Raw genomic sequence first — 18,130 nt, forward strand, 5'->3', positions numbered from 1 at the left:
TTAATGCAGGTCTAATTTAGGCCTAATCTGGGTTCAATGTAGAGAAAATTGTATCAAAAGATACAATTTGTGCCGCAGCAAAGAAGGAGCTAGAGGGATTGGCTTGTGCGGCATGGTGTGTGCGGTCTCAAAAGGAAAAGGATGTGAAGGAATGGCTACGCAACAGGAAGTTATTAAAAAGTTTATGCAGTCATTGGACAACAGCAAGTTGTCAGGTACCAAGGCTTTGGATGAAGCCGTGAAGAATTGCTCTGGGGGCAAGTTCAAAAGCATGGATGCATTGAAGGAAGACTTTGTTCACGCTTTGTCGAAGTACGGTGCCAAAGATGGTTCTCGTAACTATGATCAACAAGCAGAAAATTTCTTGAAGAATTACTGCGGCATAGATCTGACCAATGCTGATACTGGTGCAATCACTGGCGCGGATGCGGGTGGCAAAAGGGTGAAGACCAAGGAAAGCATTGTGCAGGAAGTTGGCAGTTTATCTTACCCTGTAGGCGAAAAGACTACCATCAACGGCCTGACCTTCCACTGGCCGGACAAGAGCAGTCTCAGCAAGGATGAAAGAGCCATTGTGGAACGCATCAATAGCTGGTGGGCCAAGGGGGCTTTGGATCTTGTGCAGGAATCCTTTGGCATGAGCTTTTCGGAGAAGGGTGCAACGGTAAAGGATATCAGCCTGAATTTCTACTATGATGCCAGTGATTACAGCCGGCCGTGGATAGGTTATTATGATGACTACAAGACGGGAAAAACGACTGGGCTGACGTTGAATATAAATATGTACCACTATGTAGGCTTTGACAGGCAGAATGTGAATGGCATGATTAGTGATGATTATTCCTACGGCAGTTCGGCTGATTACTTGGACCGTGGCCTGGCTCATGTGTTGGCTCAAGCAGTCATGGCGGCCAATATAGACCGTTTCAATGGGATGTCCGATGTTATGCGGGAAGGCATGGCCTATCTGGTGCATGGCGCTGATGATGAACTTCATAATATTTTATATGACATGGTATCTACAGACATAGAATGCATAGACAATTGGAAAAATGTGTTCAAAAAGGGCAGGAACAATGAGGAGTATGGGTACTATGCTGGTGGTGGTTACGTACTGCTCCACTATTTAGCAAAGCAGTCTGCCGCCTCCGGGGCATCTGCACTGCCCGTCGGTGTTTCCTATAGCAATTATCAGCGTACAGCTGTCAGCTTAACGGCTCCCTTCAAGGGAACCTGGGATGCCAAGGATTATCTGGAAAATGTGACCACCGTGAATGCTTCGCAGGAAACCAACAATATCACCATCAAGGCTGGCAAAAATGACAATACAATCTACGCTGGCAAAAACGGCAGTAATATCTACGGCCAGGGTGGTGATGATCTCATCTTTGGCGGCAATGGCAAGGATGTATTCTGGTATGGAAGCGGCGATGGCGAGGATGTCATCAGGGGCTTCCAGAGTGGCAAGGATTCCCTGCAATTCTACAACAAAGCCAAGGTGGACAGTGTTGCTGCCTCTGGCAACAATGTCATACTGAAGTCCGGCAAAGGTTCCGTGACGCTGGCAGGCATGGCTGGCAAGCGGATAGATGTCACTCTTACCGCGGCCAATGGCAGGAAGGAAAATGTTGCTTATTATGTCAGCAATCCTGGGTTGAAGGCTGGCTTTGATCTCCACACTTCACCGACTGCTGTGAATCTTACCGGCGGAAGGGCGAATGATACCTTGGTGGGCAGCAAGCTCGCTGATACCCTGAACGGCGGCGCCGGCAATGATTACCTCGATGGAGGCGCTGGCAATGACATGCTGAAGGGTGGAGCCGGCAATGACACTATTTATGGTGGCAGTGGTAAGGATTACCTGTACGGCGATGCAGGCCATGACAGCCTTTCAGGTGGTGCTGGCGATGATTATCTCTATGGCGGCGTAGGCAATGACACTCTCTGCGGTGGCAAGGGCAATGATACCCTTTTGGGCGGCACTGGTAATGATATTTACCTGTACTGGAACGGCGATGGCAAGGATAAGATTCTTGATTACTCATCTAATGAGCTCATCAAGGTTATGTCCGGCAAAGTAACCGATGTGTATGCCAACAAGCAGCACAAAAACGGAACAAAATTGGTACGGGATGTGCAGCTTATCGTGGGCGGCGGCAGCATAATTCTGGAAAATGTGAGCTGTGATGCCAAGCTCAATATCTATGAAGCTGGCAGCAAGATCACCCGTAAAGATTCTGTTCTGTCTTTGAAAACGAAGAATTTCTAAGCGAATAAGAACACAATACCCCCAGCAGCACAGGCTTTGCTCTGTCTGCTGGGGGTGTTTGCGATACTGTCGATTGCGTGCTAGGCTTATGTTTGGGCTGCCTGGTTATTGGCTGTGGAGTCCTTTATATTTGATGCATCATTTAACCAATAACTGGTGAGCCTTTGCGAGCGCTTCTTCTTTTGACATGGCTTTGAAGGTATCTGTATCGCACATGCCTACAACTTTTGGATGTCTGTAAGGGGCGTCTATGCCGTTGTCAGTCATGCAGACGTACCTTGTATTCTCCCAGCCAGTGCGTTCATCGTTCAAGGTCCTCAGCTTGACTTTGAATTTCGCATCAGGATAGGTGGACAGCCATAGCTTCTTTACATGGTCAAGCAATTCTTCCTCAGTGTCAAATGCGGCTGCCTCAGCCATTGCTCTGTCAAGATCGCTTCTTTGAGGACGAAATAAGATTGCCATGGGAAAAAACTCCTTTCTGAACGAATCATGGGGCTAATAAAGCAGGGAAGTTTGATTCTGTGATGAATATTCTATACATGAAACATGAAAAGATGAGGTAAGAGGAGGTGGATGATCTGGAAAAAGAAAACCACTAAGTTCATGCTGCATGTGTTGGAGAATTTGGTGAATAGTCTTGATTTTTTTTGATTATGCGTGTAAAATTAAAAATGGAAATTACGATTTGAAAGTAGCTGTATTTTCGCAAGTCATACCACAAAAACAATTATTGTAGGGAGGAATTTTTAATGGCACGTCAGGTTAATTACGATCAGAAAATCGAGGCAATTAAGGCAAAAATCGAGACCAAGACTGCACAGCTCAAAGCATTGAAGGACGAGTTGGCAAAAGTTGAGAAGGCTGCAGCTGCCAGCAAGAATGAGGAAGTAGCAAACTTCATTGCCGGCAAGGGTCTGAACCCGGCAGAGGTTTTGGCCGTTCTCCAGGAGAGATTCGGTCAGAACTAAGTCTTGGATTAAATTAAAATACGCATGTAAAGGAGCCGCCTGTTGATGGAAGTCAAAAGGCGGCTCCTTTGTTAGATTAAGTATATAATTCTCTACTGATACTCATTCTGCAGGTTGTCGGAATTGTTTACCCAGTAAAGGTATTTTGAGGATAAGTGGCAGGATGTGTAAAATCCCTATAAGAATGATTGGACAGAAGGGCAGATTTTTGGTACAATACATCATTACGAGTTATTAGTAATGAAAGGTAATGGAGCAAGCATGGCAGATATAAATGGAAGAAAATATTGCAAGCTGATAGTCTACGGCTGTCAGGGGAATGTCTCCGACGGGGAGCGCATGGCCGGGCAGCTGAAAGCTATTGGCTATGAGCGGACGGAGGACATGGAGCGGGCTGATCTCATCCTCATCAATACCTGCTGCGTGAGGGAGACGGCTGAGGACAAGGTCTACGGCAAGATTGGGGAAATCAAGGCCCTGAAGCGCAGGAAGCCTGAGTTGATCTTCGGCATTGCGGGCTGCATGGCGCAGAAGGAGGGTGAGGCCCTCATCAAAAGAGCTCCCCATATCGACTTCGTGCTGGGCACCAGCAAGGTGCATTCCCTGTCCCAGACGGTGCGCCGCATTGAGGCGGAGCGCCAGCATGTGGTGGACGTGAACCTCACGGAAACAGAGCTGCCTGATGAGTCTGAGGCCCCTGTACTCCGGGATGGCAAGTTGTCTGCTTGGGTGCCTATCATGTACGGCTGCAATAATTTCTGCACCTACTGTATCGTGCCCTATGTGCGGGGCCGGGAGCGCAGCCGTCTGCCGAAGGATATCGTAAAAGAGGTGGAGCAGGCTGCCAGGGCAGGCTATAAGGAAGTTACCCTCCTGGGGCAGAATGTGAACTCCTACGGCAAGGACCACAAGCAGGCTGACTTTGCGGAACTTCTGGCCATGGTAGATAAAGTGGAGGGCATTGAGCGGGTGCGCTTCATGACTTCCCACCCCAAAGACCTCAGCGACAGGGTGATTGAGACCATGGCTCATGGCAGGCATCTTTGCGAGCATATCCATCTGCCGGTGCAGCATGGCAGCAGCAAGATCCTGAAGGCTATGAACCGTGTCTATACGGCGGAAGCCTACAAGGATTTGGTGAAGCGCATTCGCGCGGCTCTGCCTGAGGTGAGCCTGACCACTGACCTGATTGTGGGTTTCCCCGGAGAGACAGAGGAGGACTTTGAGGAGCTTCTCTCTTTCCTCAAGGAAATACGCTATGATGCGGCTTATACCTTTATCTATTCCAAGCGTTCCGGCACCCCTGCCGCAGAGATGGAGAATCAGGTTCCAGAGGATGTGAAGAAGGCAAGGCTCCAGAGACTGATGGAGGTGCAGAACGAAATCAGCCTGGAAATCAATCAGGCCCTGCTGGGCAAGACTCTGGAAGTCATGGTGGAGGGACCCAGCAAGAATGACGAAAATGTTTGGATGGGCCATACCCGCAGCAACAAGATTGTGCTTTTCCCCCATGGGGAGGAAAAAGCAGGGGACTTTGTCCAAGTGAAGATAACCAGCCCCCAGACCTGGGTGCTGAAAGGTGAGGTTTGCTAAGGAGGCAGCAATGGAACTTACGCCAATGATGCAGCAATACCTGGCCACGAAAGAGCAGGAGCCTGATGCCCTGCTCTTTTTCCGGTTAGGGGACTTTTATGAGATGTTCTTCGAGGATGCCAAGACCGTGTCCAGGGAGCTGGGCCTGACCCTCACCAGCCGTAGCGGTGACAAGGAAAACTGTCCCATGTGCGGGGTGCCCTACCATGCAGCAGAGCAGTATGTGGGCAAGCTCATTGCCAAGGGCTACAAGGTGGCCATTGCCGAGCAGATTGGCGACCCCAAGGCCAAAGGGCTCACCAAACGGGAAATCATCAAGGTGGTGACTCCCGGCACGGTGCTGTCGGACAATGCCCTGGTTAATGCCAATAACAATTACATTGCCCTGCTCCATGAGGACGCTGTCAGCGGCGATATTGTGCTGGCGGGGGCGGATATCTCCACTGGGGAGTGTTTCTATGGCATCTATCAGGGGGCAAACCGCCTGCAGATGATGCTGGACGAGCTCTACCGGCTCATGATGCCTGAGCTGGTATTGGTAGGGGCTCTGAGCTTTATGGAGACTCTGCAGGAGTTTGTGGAACTGCGCATGCCAAACTGCCTCTTTACCCGTCTGACAGAGGTTACTGAGGAGATGGAGGATATCCTGGTGCAGCATTTCGATGCTTCCCAGCGTCCCTCCCAGCAGTTGGTGAAGGAAGGGGTGGCAACCCTGCTTTCCTACCTGCACCGCACGGTGAAGACAGACCTTTCCCAGATCAGCAAGCTGACGGTGCTGGATGCCTCGGAAAATCTGGTGATAGATACCTATACTTTGAGGAATCTGGAAATCACCCGCAATCTCAGGGATGGGGGCAAGAAGGATACCCTGCTGGACGTGATGGATATGACCCAGACTGCCATGGGCACCCGCCTGCTGAAGAAGTGGCTGGAGTATCCCCTGCTCAGCATCATGAGCATCGAGGCCAGGCTGGATGCGGTTGAGGAACTTGTAAATGATATGACACGCCGCAGGAGCTTGCGTGACGCCTGCAAGGAGGTCTATGACTTTGAGCGTCTGCTGACCCGCATCGAGGTGGGGACGGCTAATGCCCGTGATCTTATTTCCTTGAAGGTTTCCCTGGCCTGCCTGCCTGCTATCCGCAGGTCACTGGCGGAGGCCAAGGCAAAGCTGCTGCAGCAGGGCTATGAGGGCATTCAGGAGTTCCAGCCTTTGGTGGAGCTGATTGAGCGGGCTATTGTGGATGAGCCGGGCTTTTCCGTTCGGGAAGGCGGCATCATCAAAGACGGCTACAATGAGGAACTTGATGAGTATCGCCGTTTGTCCCGGGACAGCAAGTCCATGCTGCAGGAAATCGAGGAGCGGGAGAAGGAAGAGACGGGCATCAAGACCCTGAAAATCGGCTACAACAAGGTTTTCGGCTACTATATCGAGGTACGGAAAAGCGGCACGGATATGGTGCCTGCCCATTATGTGCGCAAGCAGACCCTGGCCAATGCGGAGAGGTACATCACCGATGAGCTCAAGACCTTTGAGACCAAGATTTTGGGGGCTCAGGAAAAGATTGAGGCCATTGAGTACAATCTCTTTACGGAAATCAGAGAGGTCATCAAGGGGCAGCTCTCTTCCATCCAGCAGACAGCTCATGAGATTGCCATTGTGGACGTGCTGGGCAGCCTGGCAGAAGCGGCTTCCGGCTATAACTATGTGCGGCCAAGATTGCGCACGGATGGGGTCATAGACATCAAGGATGGGCGTCATCCGCTGGTGGAACGCATCCTTACCCGTGATTTGTTTGTGCCTAATGATACCCATCTGAGCCATGGGGACAGCGAAATCATGCTGATTACCGGACCCAATATGGCGGGCAAATCCACCTATATGAGGCAGGTGGCCCTGCTTACTCTCATGGCCCAGATTGGCAGTTTTATCCCTGCCCGGGAGGCTTCTATTTCCCCTGTGGACAGGATTTTCACCCGCATCGGCGCCAGTGACGACCTGGTCAGCGGCCAGAGTACCTTTATGGTGGAGATGAACGAGGTAGCCCAGATTCTGAAATACGCCACCAAGGACAGCCTGGTGATCCTGGATGAGATTGGCCGCGGCACCAGCACCTTTGACGGCATGAGCATTGCCCGGGCGGTGATTGAGCATATCGAAAAGAAGGTCCATGCCAAGACTCTCTTTGCCACCCATTACCATGAGCTGACGGATTTGGAAGATGACAAGATCAAGAATTTCTGCGTGGCGGTGAAGGAGCGGGGCACCCAGGTGGCCTTCCTCAGGCGCATTGTGCCGGGGGCGGCTGACAAGTCCTACGGCATCCATGTGGCAAGATTGGCAGGGCTGCCCAAGGTGGTGACCCAGCGGGCCCAGGATATACTTACGGAACTGGAATCACAGCACGGGGAAGGGATGCCCCAGGTTTCGGCCCCAAAGGCAGAGGCAAAGATTGAAGCAGAACCTATGATGGCCTCTCTTTTTGCCTCCAGCCTCAGCGACAGCCTGCTCTCCCTGGATGTCATGACCATGACCCCGTTGGAAGCCATGAATGAGCTTTACAAGCTGCAGGAGCAGGCCAAAAAGGAGGCGGGCAGAGCATGAAGGGCAAAAGCATCATCCATGTGCTGGATGACAATACCATCAACAAGATAGCAGCCGGTGAAGTTGTGGAGCGTCCCGCTTCCGTGGTGAAGGAACTGGTGGAAAATGCCATGGATGCCGGAGCGACCCGCATTGAGGTGGAGGTCATGGCCGGGGGCACCAGCTTCATGCGGGTGACAGACAACGGCAAGGGCATGAGCGAGGCTGATGCCCGCATGGCTATTCAGCGTCATGCCACCAGCAAGATACAGGAGGTATCGGACCTCAATACCATAGGCACCCTGGGGTTCCGGGGAGAGGCACTGCCTACCATTGCTTCCGTGTCTCGCTTTTCCATGCTGACCCGCCCCCAAGGGGAAGATTTGGGCACCCGGGTTGATATCAGTGGGGGCAAGGAACCGGAGTTTTCCGAGGCGGGCTGCAGTCTGGGCACCACCATCAAAGTGGAGGACCTGTTCTTCAACACCCCTGCCCGCAAGAAGTTTTTGAAGACTAACCATACAGAAGGGGCCCATATCAATGATTTCATTGTGAAGCTGGCCCTGTCCCGGCCGGATATCGAGTTCCACTTCATCAACAACAACAAGAAAGCAGTGGTGACCCCGGGCAAGGGCAATCTCTTTGACACCATCGGCGCCATCTATGGCCCGCAGGCGGCAGATTCTTTGTTGGCAGTATCCTTTGAGGATGAGGAAGTGAAAATCACGGGCTTCATTACCAAGCCCACCTTTCTCAAGAGCAGCCGCGGTTGGCAGACCTATATCGTAAATGGGCGCATCGTGCAGAACAGAGCCATTGCCAAGGCTATAGACAATGCCTACAAGTCCCTGATACCCAAAAGCGGCTACCCCTTGGCGGTACTGAAGATAGAGGTGCCCCAACGCACCATAGATGTGAATGTGCATCCCCAGAAAAGCGAGCTGAAGTTCGAGGACGAAAGCCGTATCTTCAAGGCTGTGTATAAGTCTGTGCGGGATGCTATCCGCCCGGCAGAGGTGCAGGACCTCACCCAGGTGGCAGCGGTGGTGGAGCGGCCCAAGGCCCATTTCACACCCCAGCAGGAACCCATGGAATTTGTGCCTGCGACAGAGCCTTTGACTGCAGGGGTAGGCAGAGGAAGCTCAAGTTCCTATCATCAGGACAGGAGTTGGGGTTCTGCCTCAGTCCCGGCAGAGAGGCCCTGGCAGGATAAGCCTGCCATAACCCTCAGTGAGGCCAGAGAACAGTTGAAGGTTCAAAACTATCTTGAGCTGGAACCGAAAACTGAAAAGGTTGCAGAAGAAAGAGCAGAGGATTCAATTGAAACAAACAAGGTAGTTTCCCATGCCTCCGTGGAAAATGCCAGCGTCAATGAGGAGACGGTCTTTGCTTTCGCAGTAGGGCTCATGCCCATCGGACAGGTGGCCCTGACCTACATTGTGGCACAGGACGGCGAGGGGCTATATATCATAGACCAGCATGCCGCCCACGAACGCATTCTCTTTGATCATCTCTGCGCTTCGGCAGACAAGATTCCTTCCCAGCAGTTGCTGCTCCATCAGGTGCTCACCTTTGACAGCAAGGAATACACGATGATTGAGGAGCATCAGGAACTCTTCGGGGAACTGGGGTTCGCCCTTTCTCCTGCCGGAGACAGGGAAATGCGCCTCAGTGAGATTCCTGCCGACGTGCCGGTGGCAGAGGCAGAGGACCTGATCAGGGAAATCCTGGGAGGGCTTCATGACCTGCATTCTGTCTCAGCAGCGGAGATTCGCCAGCATGTACTGGCAACCACCGCCTGCCGGGCTGCCATCAAGGCAGGAGAGGTGCTGAACCTGAAGCAGATGCAGATCCTTCTGGAAGAATTGATGAATACGGCCTTTCCCTATACCTGCCCCCATGGCCGTCCCACCATTCTGAAGTTTTCCAGTGAGGACCTGGCCAAGATGTTCAAGCGCACCGGGTTCAACCTTTAAGTGATGGCATCTGTCCTTTCCTTGACATCAGACCCCCATTTGCTACAATTGAAGCAAAGAGAACGTTTCATCATGGCAGGAAGGAGTGAGGGAAATGGCAGAAGAAATAAGGCGGCTGCCCATCGGGGTACAGAGTTTTGAGGTCATGCGGCAGGAGAAGTACCTGTATGTGGACAAGACCCGCTATATCTATGAACTGACTCATACCGGGCGGCAATATTTCCTCAGCCGTCCCCGGCGCTTTGGTAAGAGTTTGTTCCTTTCAACTTTGAAAGCATATTGGCAGGGGAAGAAGGAACTTTTTGAGGGGCTGGAGATTTCGGAGTTGGAGAAGGACAATGAGGAGGCTTTTGAGGCTTACCCTGTGTTCTATTTTGATTTCAACGGGCAGAATTATCAGGCTGCGGCTTTGGAAGATGTGCTGGACGGGATGCTGGCGGAATGGGAAGCCATATATGGCTGTGAGAAAACGGGGTTATTGAGCGACAGGTTCAAGAAGCTTTTGAAAGCCGCCAGGGAAAAGACTGGCAAGAAATGTGTGGTGCTGGTGGACGAATATGACAAGCCGTTACTTGAGGTACTGGAAAACAACGAAATGGAGGAGCACAACAAGGCAGTCTTCAAGGGTTTTTTCGGCACCTTGAAAAACTATGATGAATATCTCCAGTTTGTCTTTATCACTGGTGTCACCAAGTTCAGCAAGGTCAGCATCTTCAGCGACCTGAACCAGCTGAAGGACATCTCTCTGCATAAGTCCTATAATGCTATTTGCGGTATGACCTCAGAGGAAATATGCCGTCATTTCCAGCCTGAGCTGACGAAGATGGCTGCAGAGCGAAACCTGTCCCGGGAAGAATGCCTGCAAGAAATGGCCAAGATGTATGACGGCTACCATTTTTATCCTGGTGCTGATGGCATCTACAATCCCTTTAGTGTGCTGAATGCCATGGATTCAGGAGATTTATCGGCGTTCTGGTTCTCAACTGGTACCCCGACTTTCCTGGTGCGGCGGCTGAAGAATATGCATTTCGATGTGCGGCAGCTGACCAATGGGGGGCTATATGCTGAGTCATATGACATCACTGATTATCGGGCGGATAATCCTGATATAGTGCCCCTGCTGTATCAGACGGGGTATCTAACCATTGTGGGGGCTGACAGCCCGGTGGGGCCATATATCCTGGGGTTCCCAAATGACGAGGTGAAATTAGGCTTTCTGAAGAGCTTGTTCCCCGAATATGCACCTGGGGCCGTCAGAGGCAGCGGCAAGGATGTCCTAACTTTGCGCCGCCGCATCCTGGATGGTGACACGGAGGGGATGCGGGATATCCTCACCGCTCTTTTTGCCAGCATTCCCTACACCACAAAAGACGCCCCCTTCGAGCATTATTTCCAATCAGTGCTCTATATCGTCTTCACTCTGCTGGGTCAGTACGTCCACGCTGAAGTCCACAGCAGCCGGGGGAGGGCGGACTGCGTGCTGGAGACGGATAAGTTTGTTTACATCTTCGAATTCAAGGTGGATAAGTCTGCCAGGGAAGCTCTGGAGCAGATTGAAGCTAAGGGGTACGCTGCACCCTACGGGGCGGATAAGCGGCAGCTTTTCAAGATTGGCGTGAACTTCGATTCGGAGAGCAGGAGCCTCTCGGAGTGGCTGGTGGGATGATGTTTGCTTTGAGTTTTGGCGAGGGCGGGAAACAGCCCGCTTTTTCTTCCCCGGCAGATAACTGAACAGAGTGAAAGCCACCTTTCCAAAAAAAGGAGAGGTGGCTTTCATAATGACATTTTCAGACATGCAAAAGCATCATGTCTTATGCTTCCGTGTTCATATACACAGCCTCATCCATCATGTTTTCGTGCTTCGACAAGGCTGTCGTCGCGGCAATATCGCCTATGGTGTTGATGGAGGTGCGGAACATAGACGTCAGCGGGTCTATCCCCAGCACTATTGCTGACGCTTCCGTAGGCAGGCCGAAAGAAACGATGATTGAGGTCAGGCAGACGAAGGAACCGCCAGGCACCCCTGGTGCTCCGATGGAGAGCGCCACAACGGTGACGAAAAGCGCCCCGATAAAAGCCGGTGTCATTTCCAGGCCGTACATTTTCGCCAGCAGGATTGCCTGGATGGAAAAATAGAAGCAGCCGCCGTCCATATTGACTGTTGCGCCCAAGGGGATGGAAAAGGAGGACAGACGCGGCGAGACTCCCATTTTTTCCGTGCAGAATTTCATGGTGAAGGGCATAGCGGCGTTGCTGCTGCCCATGGAAATTGCTATTGGCACGAAGCTACCGATTTTTTTCAGGAAGGGGCGGGGAGAAATTTTCCCCATCAGGAGTATGACTGTTGCATAAACCCCAATCATGGCCATGGAGCCGATGAACTGTCCCACCAGCACCCGCCCCAGAAGCAGCAGCGAGTCGGTGCCTACCGTGAACATCAGAGCCATCATGGAAAGAAAGGCAATCAGCGGGATGAATTGCGCCAACAGGGTAATGACGCGCAGACAGAAGGTATTCATGGTTTCAGTGATATTTTTCAGAAGCTGTGCTTTTTCACCCAGCATATTTATGGTTATGCCGAACAACACAGAGACGAAAATGATCTGCAGCATATCGCGGTTTACGATGGGTTCTACCAGATCCTTCGGCACTACATTCACTATCATGTCCAGCAGGGAAACGCTTACGCCTTCTCCACTGCCACTGACTGTCCCCACCTGTGGTACGCCACCATGGAACATGCACAGGCCGATGATAATGCTGAACGCCGTGGCGATGATTGTGGTACACATATACGTTCCCACCAGCTTGCCGCCAATGCGCCCGATATCGGAGGCGCTTGATATGCTGGTAAGTCCTGCAATGATGGAAAAGAAAACCACCGGGGCAATCATCATATTCAGGGAATTCAGGAACATAGTCCGTATGCTGTCTATGATGTTCTTGTTCAACATCGTGATGAGATCCTGCGGAGCAACTTCCTTGATGAGGGCCCCCACCAGTATGCCCATGACCATGGCTAACAGCGTGTAGCGTATCTGTTTGTTGCCAGCTTCATGTACCTTGATGGTTACGATGTTCTTTCCGTTGCTATGGGAATAGGAAAGCATCTCCTTTTTTGATTTGAGGACAATGGTCCGCTCATAGTCCGGGTCGTTTTCGTCCCATTCCGTCAAGACCTGCAGGGGATTGTAGGCGTTGCCTATGGTTTCCATCCGCAGCGAAATGTCGCCGAAGCGTTTTCTCAGATTGACCTTGACACGGACTTCTGGGCGCAATGCAAGCTGTAGCGAAAAGATATGTTCCGTCAGCTGTCTGGCTGTCTCCGCCTCCTTTTCTGATACGCCCAGCTTTTTCAGGGCCTCGCCGATTGATGCGATGGTCTCTCGGTAACTTTCTCCTGCAAGCTCAAAAGAACGCCATCTTTCGAACATTTTTTTCCCTCCCTGTACTAAATTATTAGCAGTTCATGGCTTTGCTTATCACGTTTGTATTTATTCATCGTCCTGGCGGTAATAACCTTTTTTATTTTGCCGTGTTTGATAAATTCCAGGCAGGAAATTGTTGAAAGCAGGGAAGGGAGGTTTCTTTTAAGTATAAGCAAGTATAATAATATTGTTTGCGATACAATAATAAGAATGAAGCCTGAAATTGACAATTATTCAGTATACATGGTATACTTTACAGGATGACTGTACAATAATTTTCAATGATGCTTGTCTGTAAGAGGTGGTTGTATTGGGGAGAGCTTTTCGAATCATTACAGTCCTGACTCTGGTTATGATATTTTTCAGCGTCACAGCCTTTGCCTCGCGGATCATCGTGAAGGAAGGCTGCCGTGGTCATGCGGTGCGCATTGTGCAGACTCTGCTGATTGAGCAGGGGTATCTGGAGGGAGAGGCTGATGGTATTGCGGGGCCCATGACCGCGGCAGCCATCAAGAAATTCCAGAAGGACAAAGGCCTGGAGGCTGATGGCATCTGTGGTGCTGCTACTTTTGAGATACTCTCAGGTGGCGAGGAATACGAGGCTCCTGAGGGACATGATGATGATTACTGTGAGACTCATGGGGATCATTTCAAGCCCAAGATGGTTGCAGAAGTGAAAGAGGAGACTCATGAAGCCCATGAGACAAGCCCCTCAGTCTATGCGCGTGGGCATTGTGTCTATGTGGAGGCTACGGCCTATAGTGCCTTTGACCCAGGCAACAAGCCTACTACTGCCAGCGGTACCTTGGTCCGCCATGGGGTGATTGCGGTGGATCCTGCTTTTATTCCCATTGGAACGCGGGTTTTTATTCCCGGTTACGGTGAGGCTGTGGCAGAGGATATCGGCTGGGGCATCAAGGGCAATATCATTGATGTGGCTTTTGATTCCCATGAGGAAGCTTTATCCTTTGGGCGGCAGCATCTGGAAATCTATATAATCGATTGAATCAAACAGGCACGGCTTCTGTTGAGCTGTGCCTTTTCTTTTGTTTGAAAGGCAGGAACTTATGGAAGAAATGCGACCCTTAGCTTTGGTGACTACCAAGGAGAAATTCTCCACCAAGGCGGTGAGGATTGCCAAAGAGACAGCAGAGCAGCTGGGGCTGCCCTATGTGCCCCGTAGCAGCTTTTCGCTGCCTGAACTGCGGGAGAAGTACGGCGTAGACAATATCCTGGTAGTGAAGAAAGGCTTGCTGTTTTTGGAGGGAATAGAGGAAACTTTGCAATTCCATCCCAACATGGCGCATATAAGGGTGAAGAATTTGCGCTTCGGGCGGGGGGATCATCTGGTAAAGGCCCTTGACATACAGCCAGGCGACAGAATCCTGGACTGCACACTGGGGCTGGGGGCAGACGCCATTGTGGAGAGCTTTGCAGCAGGGCCGGAGGGCTCTGTGACAGGCTTGGAATCCCGGCCTTTGATAGAAGCAGTGGTGAGCTACGGCCTGCGTCATTTTGACGGGGACGGGGAGAAAATCACCGAGGCCATGCGGCGGGTGCAGACGGTCTGCACCGATGCATTGGCTTATCTGAAAGAGCAGCCGGACAATTCCTTTGATGCCATCTACTTTGACCCCATGTTCCGCTATCCGCTTATGGACAGCGAGAATCTCAGCCCTTTGCGCGCGCTGGCAGATGACAGGGCTCTCACGGAGGAAACAGTGGCAGAGGCCTGCCGGGTGGCCAAAAGGCGAGTGGTCATGAAGGAAAATGCCCGCAGCCTTGAGTTTGAGAGGCTGGGCTTCAAAACCATCATGGGTGGCAAGTACAGCAAGGTGCACTATGGAGTCATGATACTTTGACTTGACGTGCAAATCACTTTGGCATGGACAGGGGGAGCAGAACATGGAGATAAGGAAGACGGCGTGCCCGTACGATTGCCCGGATTGCTGCGGGTTGCTGGTGACGGTGGAGAATGGCAGGGCGGTAAAGGTGGCAGGCGACCCGGAACATCCCTTTACCCGCGGTACCCTTTGCCCTAAAATGGCGCATTACGAACGGACGGTACATTCTCCCAGGCGCCTGACTACGCCCCTGAAGCGGGTGGGAGCCAAGGGGGAGGGGAAATTCTTGCCTGTCAGCTGGGCTGAGGCAATTGCAATGATTGCCGAGCGCTGGCAGGAGATTATCAAAAGGGAAGGGGCGGAAGCAATCCTGCCCTATTCCTATGCCGGCACCATGGGCACTATCCAGTACAGTGCGGGGCATGCCCTGTTCTTTGCCCTGGGGGCATCCAGCCTGGACCGAACCATCTGCGCCCCCGCCAAGGGGGCGGGATACCGGGCCTTGATGGGGAAGACCATGCCTACTGCTCCTCAGGAGGCTCAGCACAGCGATTTCATCATGCTCTGGAGCATCAGCATGCTGGCCACGGATATCCATTTCAAGCATGATGTGGATATAGCCCGGAAGAAGGGGGCCAGGATTATTTGCATAGATACCTACGCCACGAAAACCGCTCAGTGGGCTGATGAATTTATCTGCGTAAGGCCTGGCACAGACGGGGCCCTGGCTCTGGGCATGCTGCACATCATTGCCAGGGACGGACTGGCTGATGAAGCTTTTATTGACCGGTATGTGCAGGGCTGGCAGGAGCTGAAGCAGGAAATCCTGCCCCGCTATGCTCCCGCCAGGGTGGCTGAAATCACGGGAATCGGGGCTGAAAGACTGGAGTGGTTGGCTCATGTTTTTGCCAAAGCCAGGGCACCCTTTATCCGCCTGGGCAGCGGCCAGTCACGCTATGGCAACGGGGCCATGACCTCAAGGCTTATCACCTGTCTGCCTGCAGTGGTGGGAGCTTACAAGAAAGAGGGCGGAGGCCTTCTGACCTCCGCTTCCGGCAGCCATGCCTTTGACAAGGATATCATACGCCGTCCTGATATGGAGAAGAAGGGCGTGCGCCATATCAATATGATCAAGCTGGGGGAAGTGCTGACTGACAGGTCCCTGCAACCCCAGGTGAAGGCCCTTTACGTCTATTCTTCCAATCCCGCCTGCACAGCTCCTGACCAGAACAAGGTGCTGGAAGGGCTGGCCCGGGAAGACTTGTTCACCGTGGTGCATGAGCGCTTCCTGACAGATACTGCCCGCTACGCAGACATTGTCCTGCCTGCCACAACCTCACTGGAGCATGAGGATATCTACTATTCTTATGGGCAGTATGTGATCCAGCGGGGGCCGAAGTTCATACCGCCAGTAGGGGAGAGCAAGTCCAACTGGCAGGTCATGCAGCTGCTGGCTGAGGCCATGGGGCTGAAGGAGGACTTCTTCCGTCAGAGTGAGGAAGAACTGGTGGAGAGGCTCATAGCCAGCACGGAAACCGCCTGGCCCCTGCCTGTTGACAAGGTGAGGCTGGCAGCGGCAGAGCCGGTGGCGCTGGACTTGCCGGAAAGCTACAAACTGGACTTCAAGACTCCTTCCGGGAAAATTGAGATTTTGAATCACAATCTGTCACCTGCTTTGCCAGACTTCTTCCCTCCGCATCTGTCGGAAGATGAGGGAGAGTTCATCCTGATCAATTCGCCTGATCCCAGGATACTGGACAGTTCCTTCAACGAGCGTGAAGAACTTGTCAGGGGCAATGTCATGACTCTGTTGCTGAATCCAGCTGATGCCAGCCGTCACGGCTTCAGGGAGGGTGACAGGGTAACGGCGAAAAATCGGCTGGGAGAGGCCGGCTTTACCCTTAAGATCAGCCCATCGGTCCAGGAGGGCACGGTTGTAAGTGAAGGCGTCTGGTGGCAGGAGTATACCCAAAAGGGCAACACCAACCGCCTGACCTCTGCCCGCACTACAGATGTGGGAGAAGGCAGCACCTTTTACGACGTGCGGGTAGATCTTATATCAGGGTGAATCCTTGCTTTTTGAAGCTGAAAAATCCCGCTGGAGCAACTGTGGTTGTTCCAGCGGGATTTTTTGCGTTTATGTTGTTTTCAGCTTAGAGGTTTTGCTCTGTCAGCACCATGTCAAGGGCATTCAGCACCTCGTTGATGTTTTCTTCCGTAATCACCAGGGGGGGCTGGAAGGCCATGACGTTGCGGCCGATGCCGTTTTTGCCGATGATGAAGCCGCGGTCCTTCATGGCTTCCAGGACACTATCAAGTTCCTCCAGGGCGGGGCTGCCGTCTGGTTTCACGAACTCTGCTCCGTCCATAAGGCCCAGGCCACGGATGTCCCCAATAATGGGGTGCTTCTTTTGCAGTTCCCTGAGGCCTGCTCTGAGCTGCTGGCCGCGGGCGTTGGCATTTTCCATCAGCTTGTGCTCTTCGATGTACTCCAGCACAGCCAGTCCGGCCGTGCTGGAGACAGGATTGCCACCCAGGGTGGAGGCGCCGGGGCGGGTGTACTTGTCGGCAATCTCTGCGGTGGAGATGAAGGCGGAGATGGGAGCGCCGTTGCCCAGGGCCTTGGCCATGCTCATGATGTCTGGCACCACGTCGAAGTTCTCGATGGCAAACATCTTGCCTGTGCGGGCGAAACCTGTCTGAACTTCATCTACAATGAATAGGGCTCCGTAGTGTGAAAGAATCTCTTTCACTCGTTGGAAGTAGCCCTTGGGAGGCACTACGATGCCGGCATTGCCCTGGATGCTTTCGGCAATGAAAGCGGCAGGCTGGCCGGAGGTGGCGGTCTTGATTATGTCCTCTACGGCATTGGCGCAGGCCAGGTCACATTCCGGATACTTCTTGCCCAAGGGGCAGCGATAGCAGTAGGGATTGGGGGCGAAGCTGATGCCCCCTACGGGATTGGGGTCCGTGCGCCACATGCCGATGCCCGTGAGGCTCATGGTGAGTTTGGTGCGGCCATGGAGGCCGTTGCGGAGGGCGATGAATTCGCTCCTGCCCGTGTAGATCTGGGCCAGCAGGGCAGCACCCTCGTTGGCCTCTGTGCCAGTGGAGCAGAAGAAGGACTTCTGCAAGCCGCCGGGGGTGACTTCTGCCAGCTTCTCAGCCAGGTTCACGAAGTTTTCCGTCAGATAGATGTTGCAGACATGCTGCAGGGTGTTGACCTGCTCTGTGACTTTGGCATTGATTTCGGGATTGCAGTGGCCACAGTTGATGACGGAGACACCTGCGAAGCAGTCCAGATACTGTTTGCCCTCGCTGTCATAGAGGTACTGCATGGAGCCGCGGACGAACTGTCTGGGCTCCCGGTAGAAATGGGCCAGGCAGGGCATGATGTACTTTTTCTTTTTCTCAATGATGCCCTGGGGGCCAAGATAAGTCTTTTCAGCCATAAGTTTACCTGCT

The 18,130-nt window shown here is 52.5% G+C and carries 12 protein-coding genes; 9 read left to right on the top strand and 3 right to left on the bottom strand.

Annotation, left to right across the window (positions count from 1 at the left end; translation table 11 throughout):
* The first annotated feature begins 151 nt into the window (after positions 1 to 151).
* Positions 152 to 2,269, top strand: a complete 2,118-nt coding sequence (locus BLW59_RS08120; protein WP_175463387.1) for a calcium-binding protein — start codon at positions 152 to 154, stop codon at positions 2,267 to 2,269.
* A 138-nt stretch (positions 2,270 to 2,407) separates the two neighbouring features.
* Here the strand turns inward: BLW59_RS08120 and BLW59_RS08125 are convergent, their stop codons facing one another.
* Positions 2,408 to 2,734, bottom strand: a complete 327-nt coding sequence (locus tag BLW59_RS08125; protein WP_074697391.1) for a hypothetical protein — start codon at positions 2,732 to 2,734, stop codon at positions 2,408 to 2,410.
* 287 nt (positions 2,735 to 3,021) lie between these two features.
* On the opposite strand from BLW59_RS08125, the gene BLW59_RS08130 reads away from it, so the two are divergent.
* The 5 genes from BLW59_RS08130 (at position 3,022) to BLW59_RS08150 (ending at position 11,059) form a co-directional block, all read left to right on the top strand.
* A complete protein-coding gene (locus BLW59_RS08130) occupies positions 3,022 to 3,240 on the top strand; it encodes a hypothetical protein (protein WP_029544847.1) in 219 nt (72 codons plus the stop codon).
* Positions 3,241 to 3,501: 261 nt separating this feature from the next.
* Entirely contained in the window at positions 3,502 to 4,833 is a 1,332-nt protein-coding gene (miaB, locus tag BLW59_RS08135) for a tRNA (N6-isopentenyl adenosine(37)-C2)-methylthiotransferase MiaB (RefSeq protein WP_139283603.1), read from the top strand.
* 10 nt (positions 4,834 to 4,843) lie between these two features.
* On the top strand, positions 4,844 to 7,438 hold the full coding sequence (gene mutS / locus BLW59_RS08140) for a DNA mismatch repair protein MutS (protein WP_074697392.1): 2,595 nt from the start codon (positions 4,844 to 4,846) through the stop codon (positions 7,436 to 7,438).
* The gene (gene mutL / locus BLW59_RS08145; protein ID WP_074697393.1) at positions 7,435 to 9,393 is read left to right on the top strand and encodes a DNA mismatch repair endonuclease MutL; all 1,959 of its coding nucleotides are present in this window, start codon (positions 7,435 to 7,437) and stop codon (positions 9,391 to 9,393) included. The genes mutS and mutL overlap by 4 nt, the downstream gene beginning before the upstream one ends.
* Positions 9,394 to 9,487: 94 nt before the next feature.
* Positions 9,488 to 11,059 carry an ATP-binding protein gene (locus BLW59_RS08150; RefSeq protein WP_074697394.1) on the top strand — a complete coding sequence of 524 codons (1,572 nt, stop codon included), beginning with the start codon at positions 9,488 to 9,490 and terminating at the stop codon, positions 11,057 to 11,059.
* A 145-nt stretch (positions 11,060 to 11,204) separates the two neighbouring features.
* Here the strand turns inward: BLW59_RS08150 and BLW59_RS08155 are convergent, their stop codons facing one another.
* Positions 11,205 to 12,827, bottom strand: coding sequence for a dicarboxylate/amino acid:cation symporter (locus BLW59_RS08155; protein WP_074697395.1), 1,623 nt, complete (start codon positions 12,825 to 12,827; stop codon positions 11,205 to 11,207).
* Positions 12,828 to 13,173: 346 nt separating this feature from the next.
* Here BLW59_RS08155 and BLW59_RS08160 point away from each other — a divergent pair, with 346 nt between their 5' ends.
* From BLW59_RS08160 to BLW59_RS08170, 3 genes are all read left to right on the top strand, one after another.
* Entirely contained in the window at positions 13,174 to 13,827 is a 654-nt protein-coding gene (locus BLW59_RS08160; RefSeq protein ID WP_074697396.1) for a peptidoglycan-binding protein, read from the top strand.
* A gap of 61 nt (positions 13,828 to 13,888) precedes the next feature.
* On the top strand, positions 13,889 to 14,683 hold the full coding sequence (locus BLW59_RS08165; protein ID WP_029544839.1) for a class I SAM-dependent methyltransferase: 795 nt from the start codon (positions 13,889 to 13,891) through the stop codon (positions 14,681 to 14,683).
* Between the two features lie 43 nt (positions 14,684 to 14,726).
* On the top strand, positions 14,727 to 16,733 hold the full coding sequence (locus tag BLW59_RS08170; protein ID WP_074697397.1) for a molybdopterin-containing oxidoreductase family protein: 2,007 nt from the start codon (positions 14,727 to 14,729) through the stop codon (positions 16,731 to 16,733).
* Between the two features lie 85 nt (positions 16,734 to 16,818).
* Here BLW59_RS08170 and BLW59_RS08175 read toward each other — a convergent pair whose 3' ends face one another.
* The gene (locus BLW59_RS08175; RefSeq protein WP_074697398.1) at positions 16,819 to 18,117 is read right to left on the bottom strand and encodes an aspartate aminotransferase family protein; all 1,299 of its coding nucleotides are present in this window, start codon (positions 18,115 to 18,117) and stop codon (positions 16,819 to 16,821) included.
* Positions 18,118 to 18,130: the final 13 nt, after the last annotated feature.

This window comes from Selenomonas sp. KH1T6 (assembly GCF_900108415.1).
Lineage (GTDB): Bacteria > Bacillota > Negativicutes > Selenomonadales > Selenomonadaceae > Selenomonas_B > Selenomonas_B ruminantium_A.

Bases quoted from the DNA above. Each gene is read 5' to 3' on its own strand.
- BLW59_RS08120 (WP_175463387.1), top strand. From the start codon at position 152: ATGGCTACGCAACAGGAAGTTATTAAAAAGTTTATGCAGTCATTGGAC.
- BLW59_RS08125 (WP_074697391.1), bottom strand. From the start codon at position 2,734: ATGGCAATCTTATTTCGTCCTCAAAGAAGCGATCTTGACAGAGCAATG.
- BLW59_RS08130 (WP_029544847.1), top strand. From the start codon at position 3,022: ATGGCACGTCAGGTTAATTACGATCAGAAAATCGAGGCAATTAAGGCA.
- miaB (WP_139283603.1), top strand. From the start codon at position 3,502: ATGGCAGATATAAATGGAAGAAAATATTGCAAGCTGATAGTCTACGGC.
- mutS (WP_074697392.1), top strand. From the start codon at position 4,844: ATGGAACTTACGCCAATGATGCAGCAATACCTGGCCACGAAAGAGCAG.
- mutL (WP_074697393.1), top strand. From the start codon at position 7,435: ATGAAGGGCAAAAGCATCATCCATGTGCTGGATGACAATACCATCAAC.
- BLW59_RS08150 (WP_074697394.1), top strand. From the start codon at position 9,488: ATGGCAGAAGAAATAAGGCGGCTGCCCATCGGGGTACAGAGTTTTGAG.
- BLW59_RS08155 (WP_074697395.1), bottom strand. From the start codon at position 12,827: ATGTTCGAAAGATGGCGTTCTTTTGAGCTTGCAGGAGAAAGTTACCGA.
- BLW59_RS08160 (WP_074697396.1), top strand. From the start codon at position 13,174: ATGATATTTTTCAGCGTCACAGCCTTTGCCTCGCGGATCATCGTGAAG.
- BLW59_RS08165 (WP_029544839.1), top strand. From the start codon at position 13,889: ATGGAAGAAATGCGACCCTTAGCTTTGGTGACTACCAAGGAGAAATTC.
- BLW59_RS08170 (WP_074697397.1), top strand. From the start codon at position 14,727: ATGGAGATAAGGAAGACGGCGTGCCCGTACGATTGCCCGGATTGCTGC.
- BLW59_RS08175 (WP_074697398.1), bottom strand. From the start codon at position 18,117: ATGGCTGAAAAGACTTATCTTGGCCCCCAGGGCATCATTGAGAAAAAG.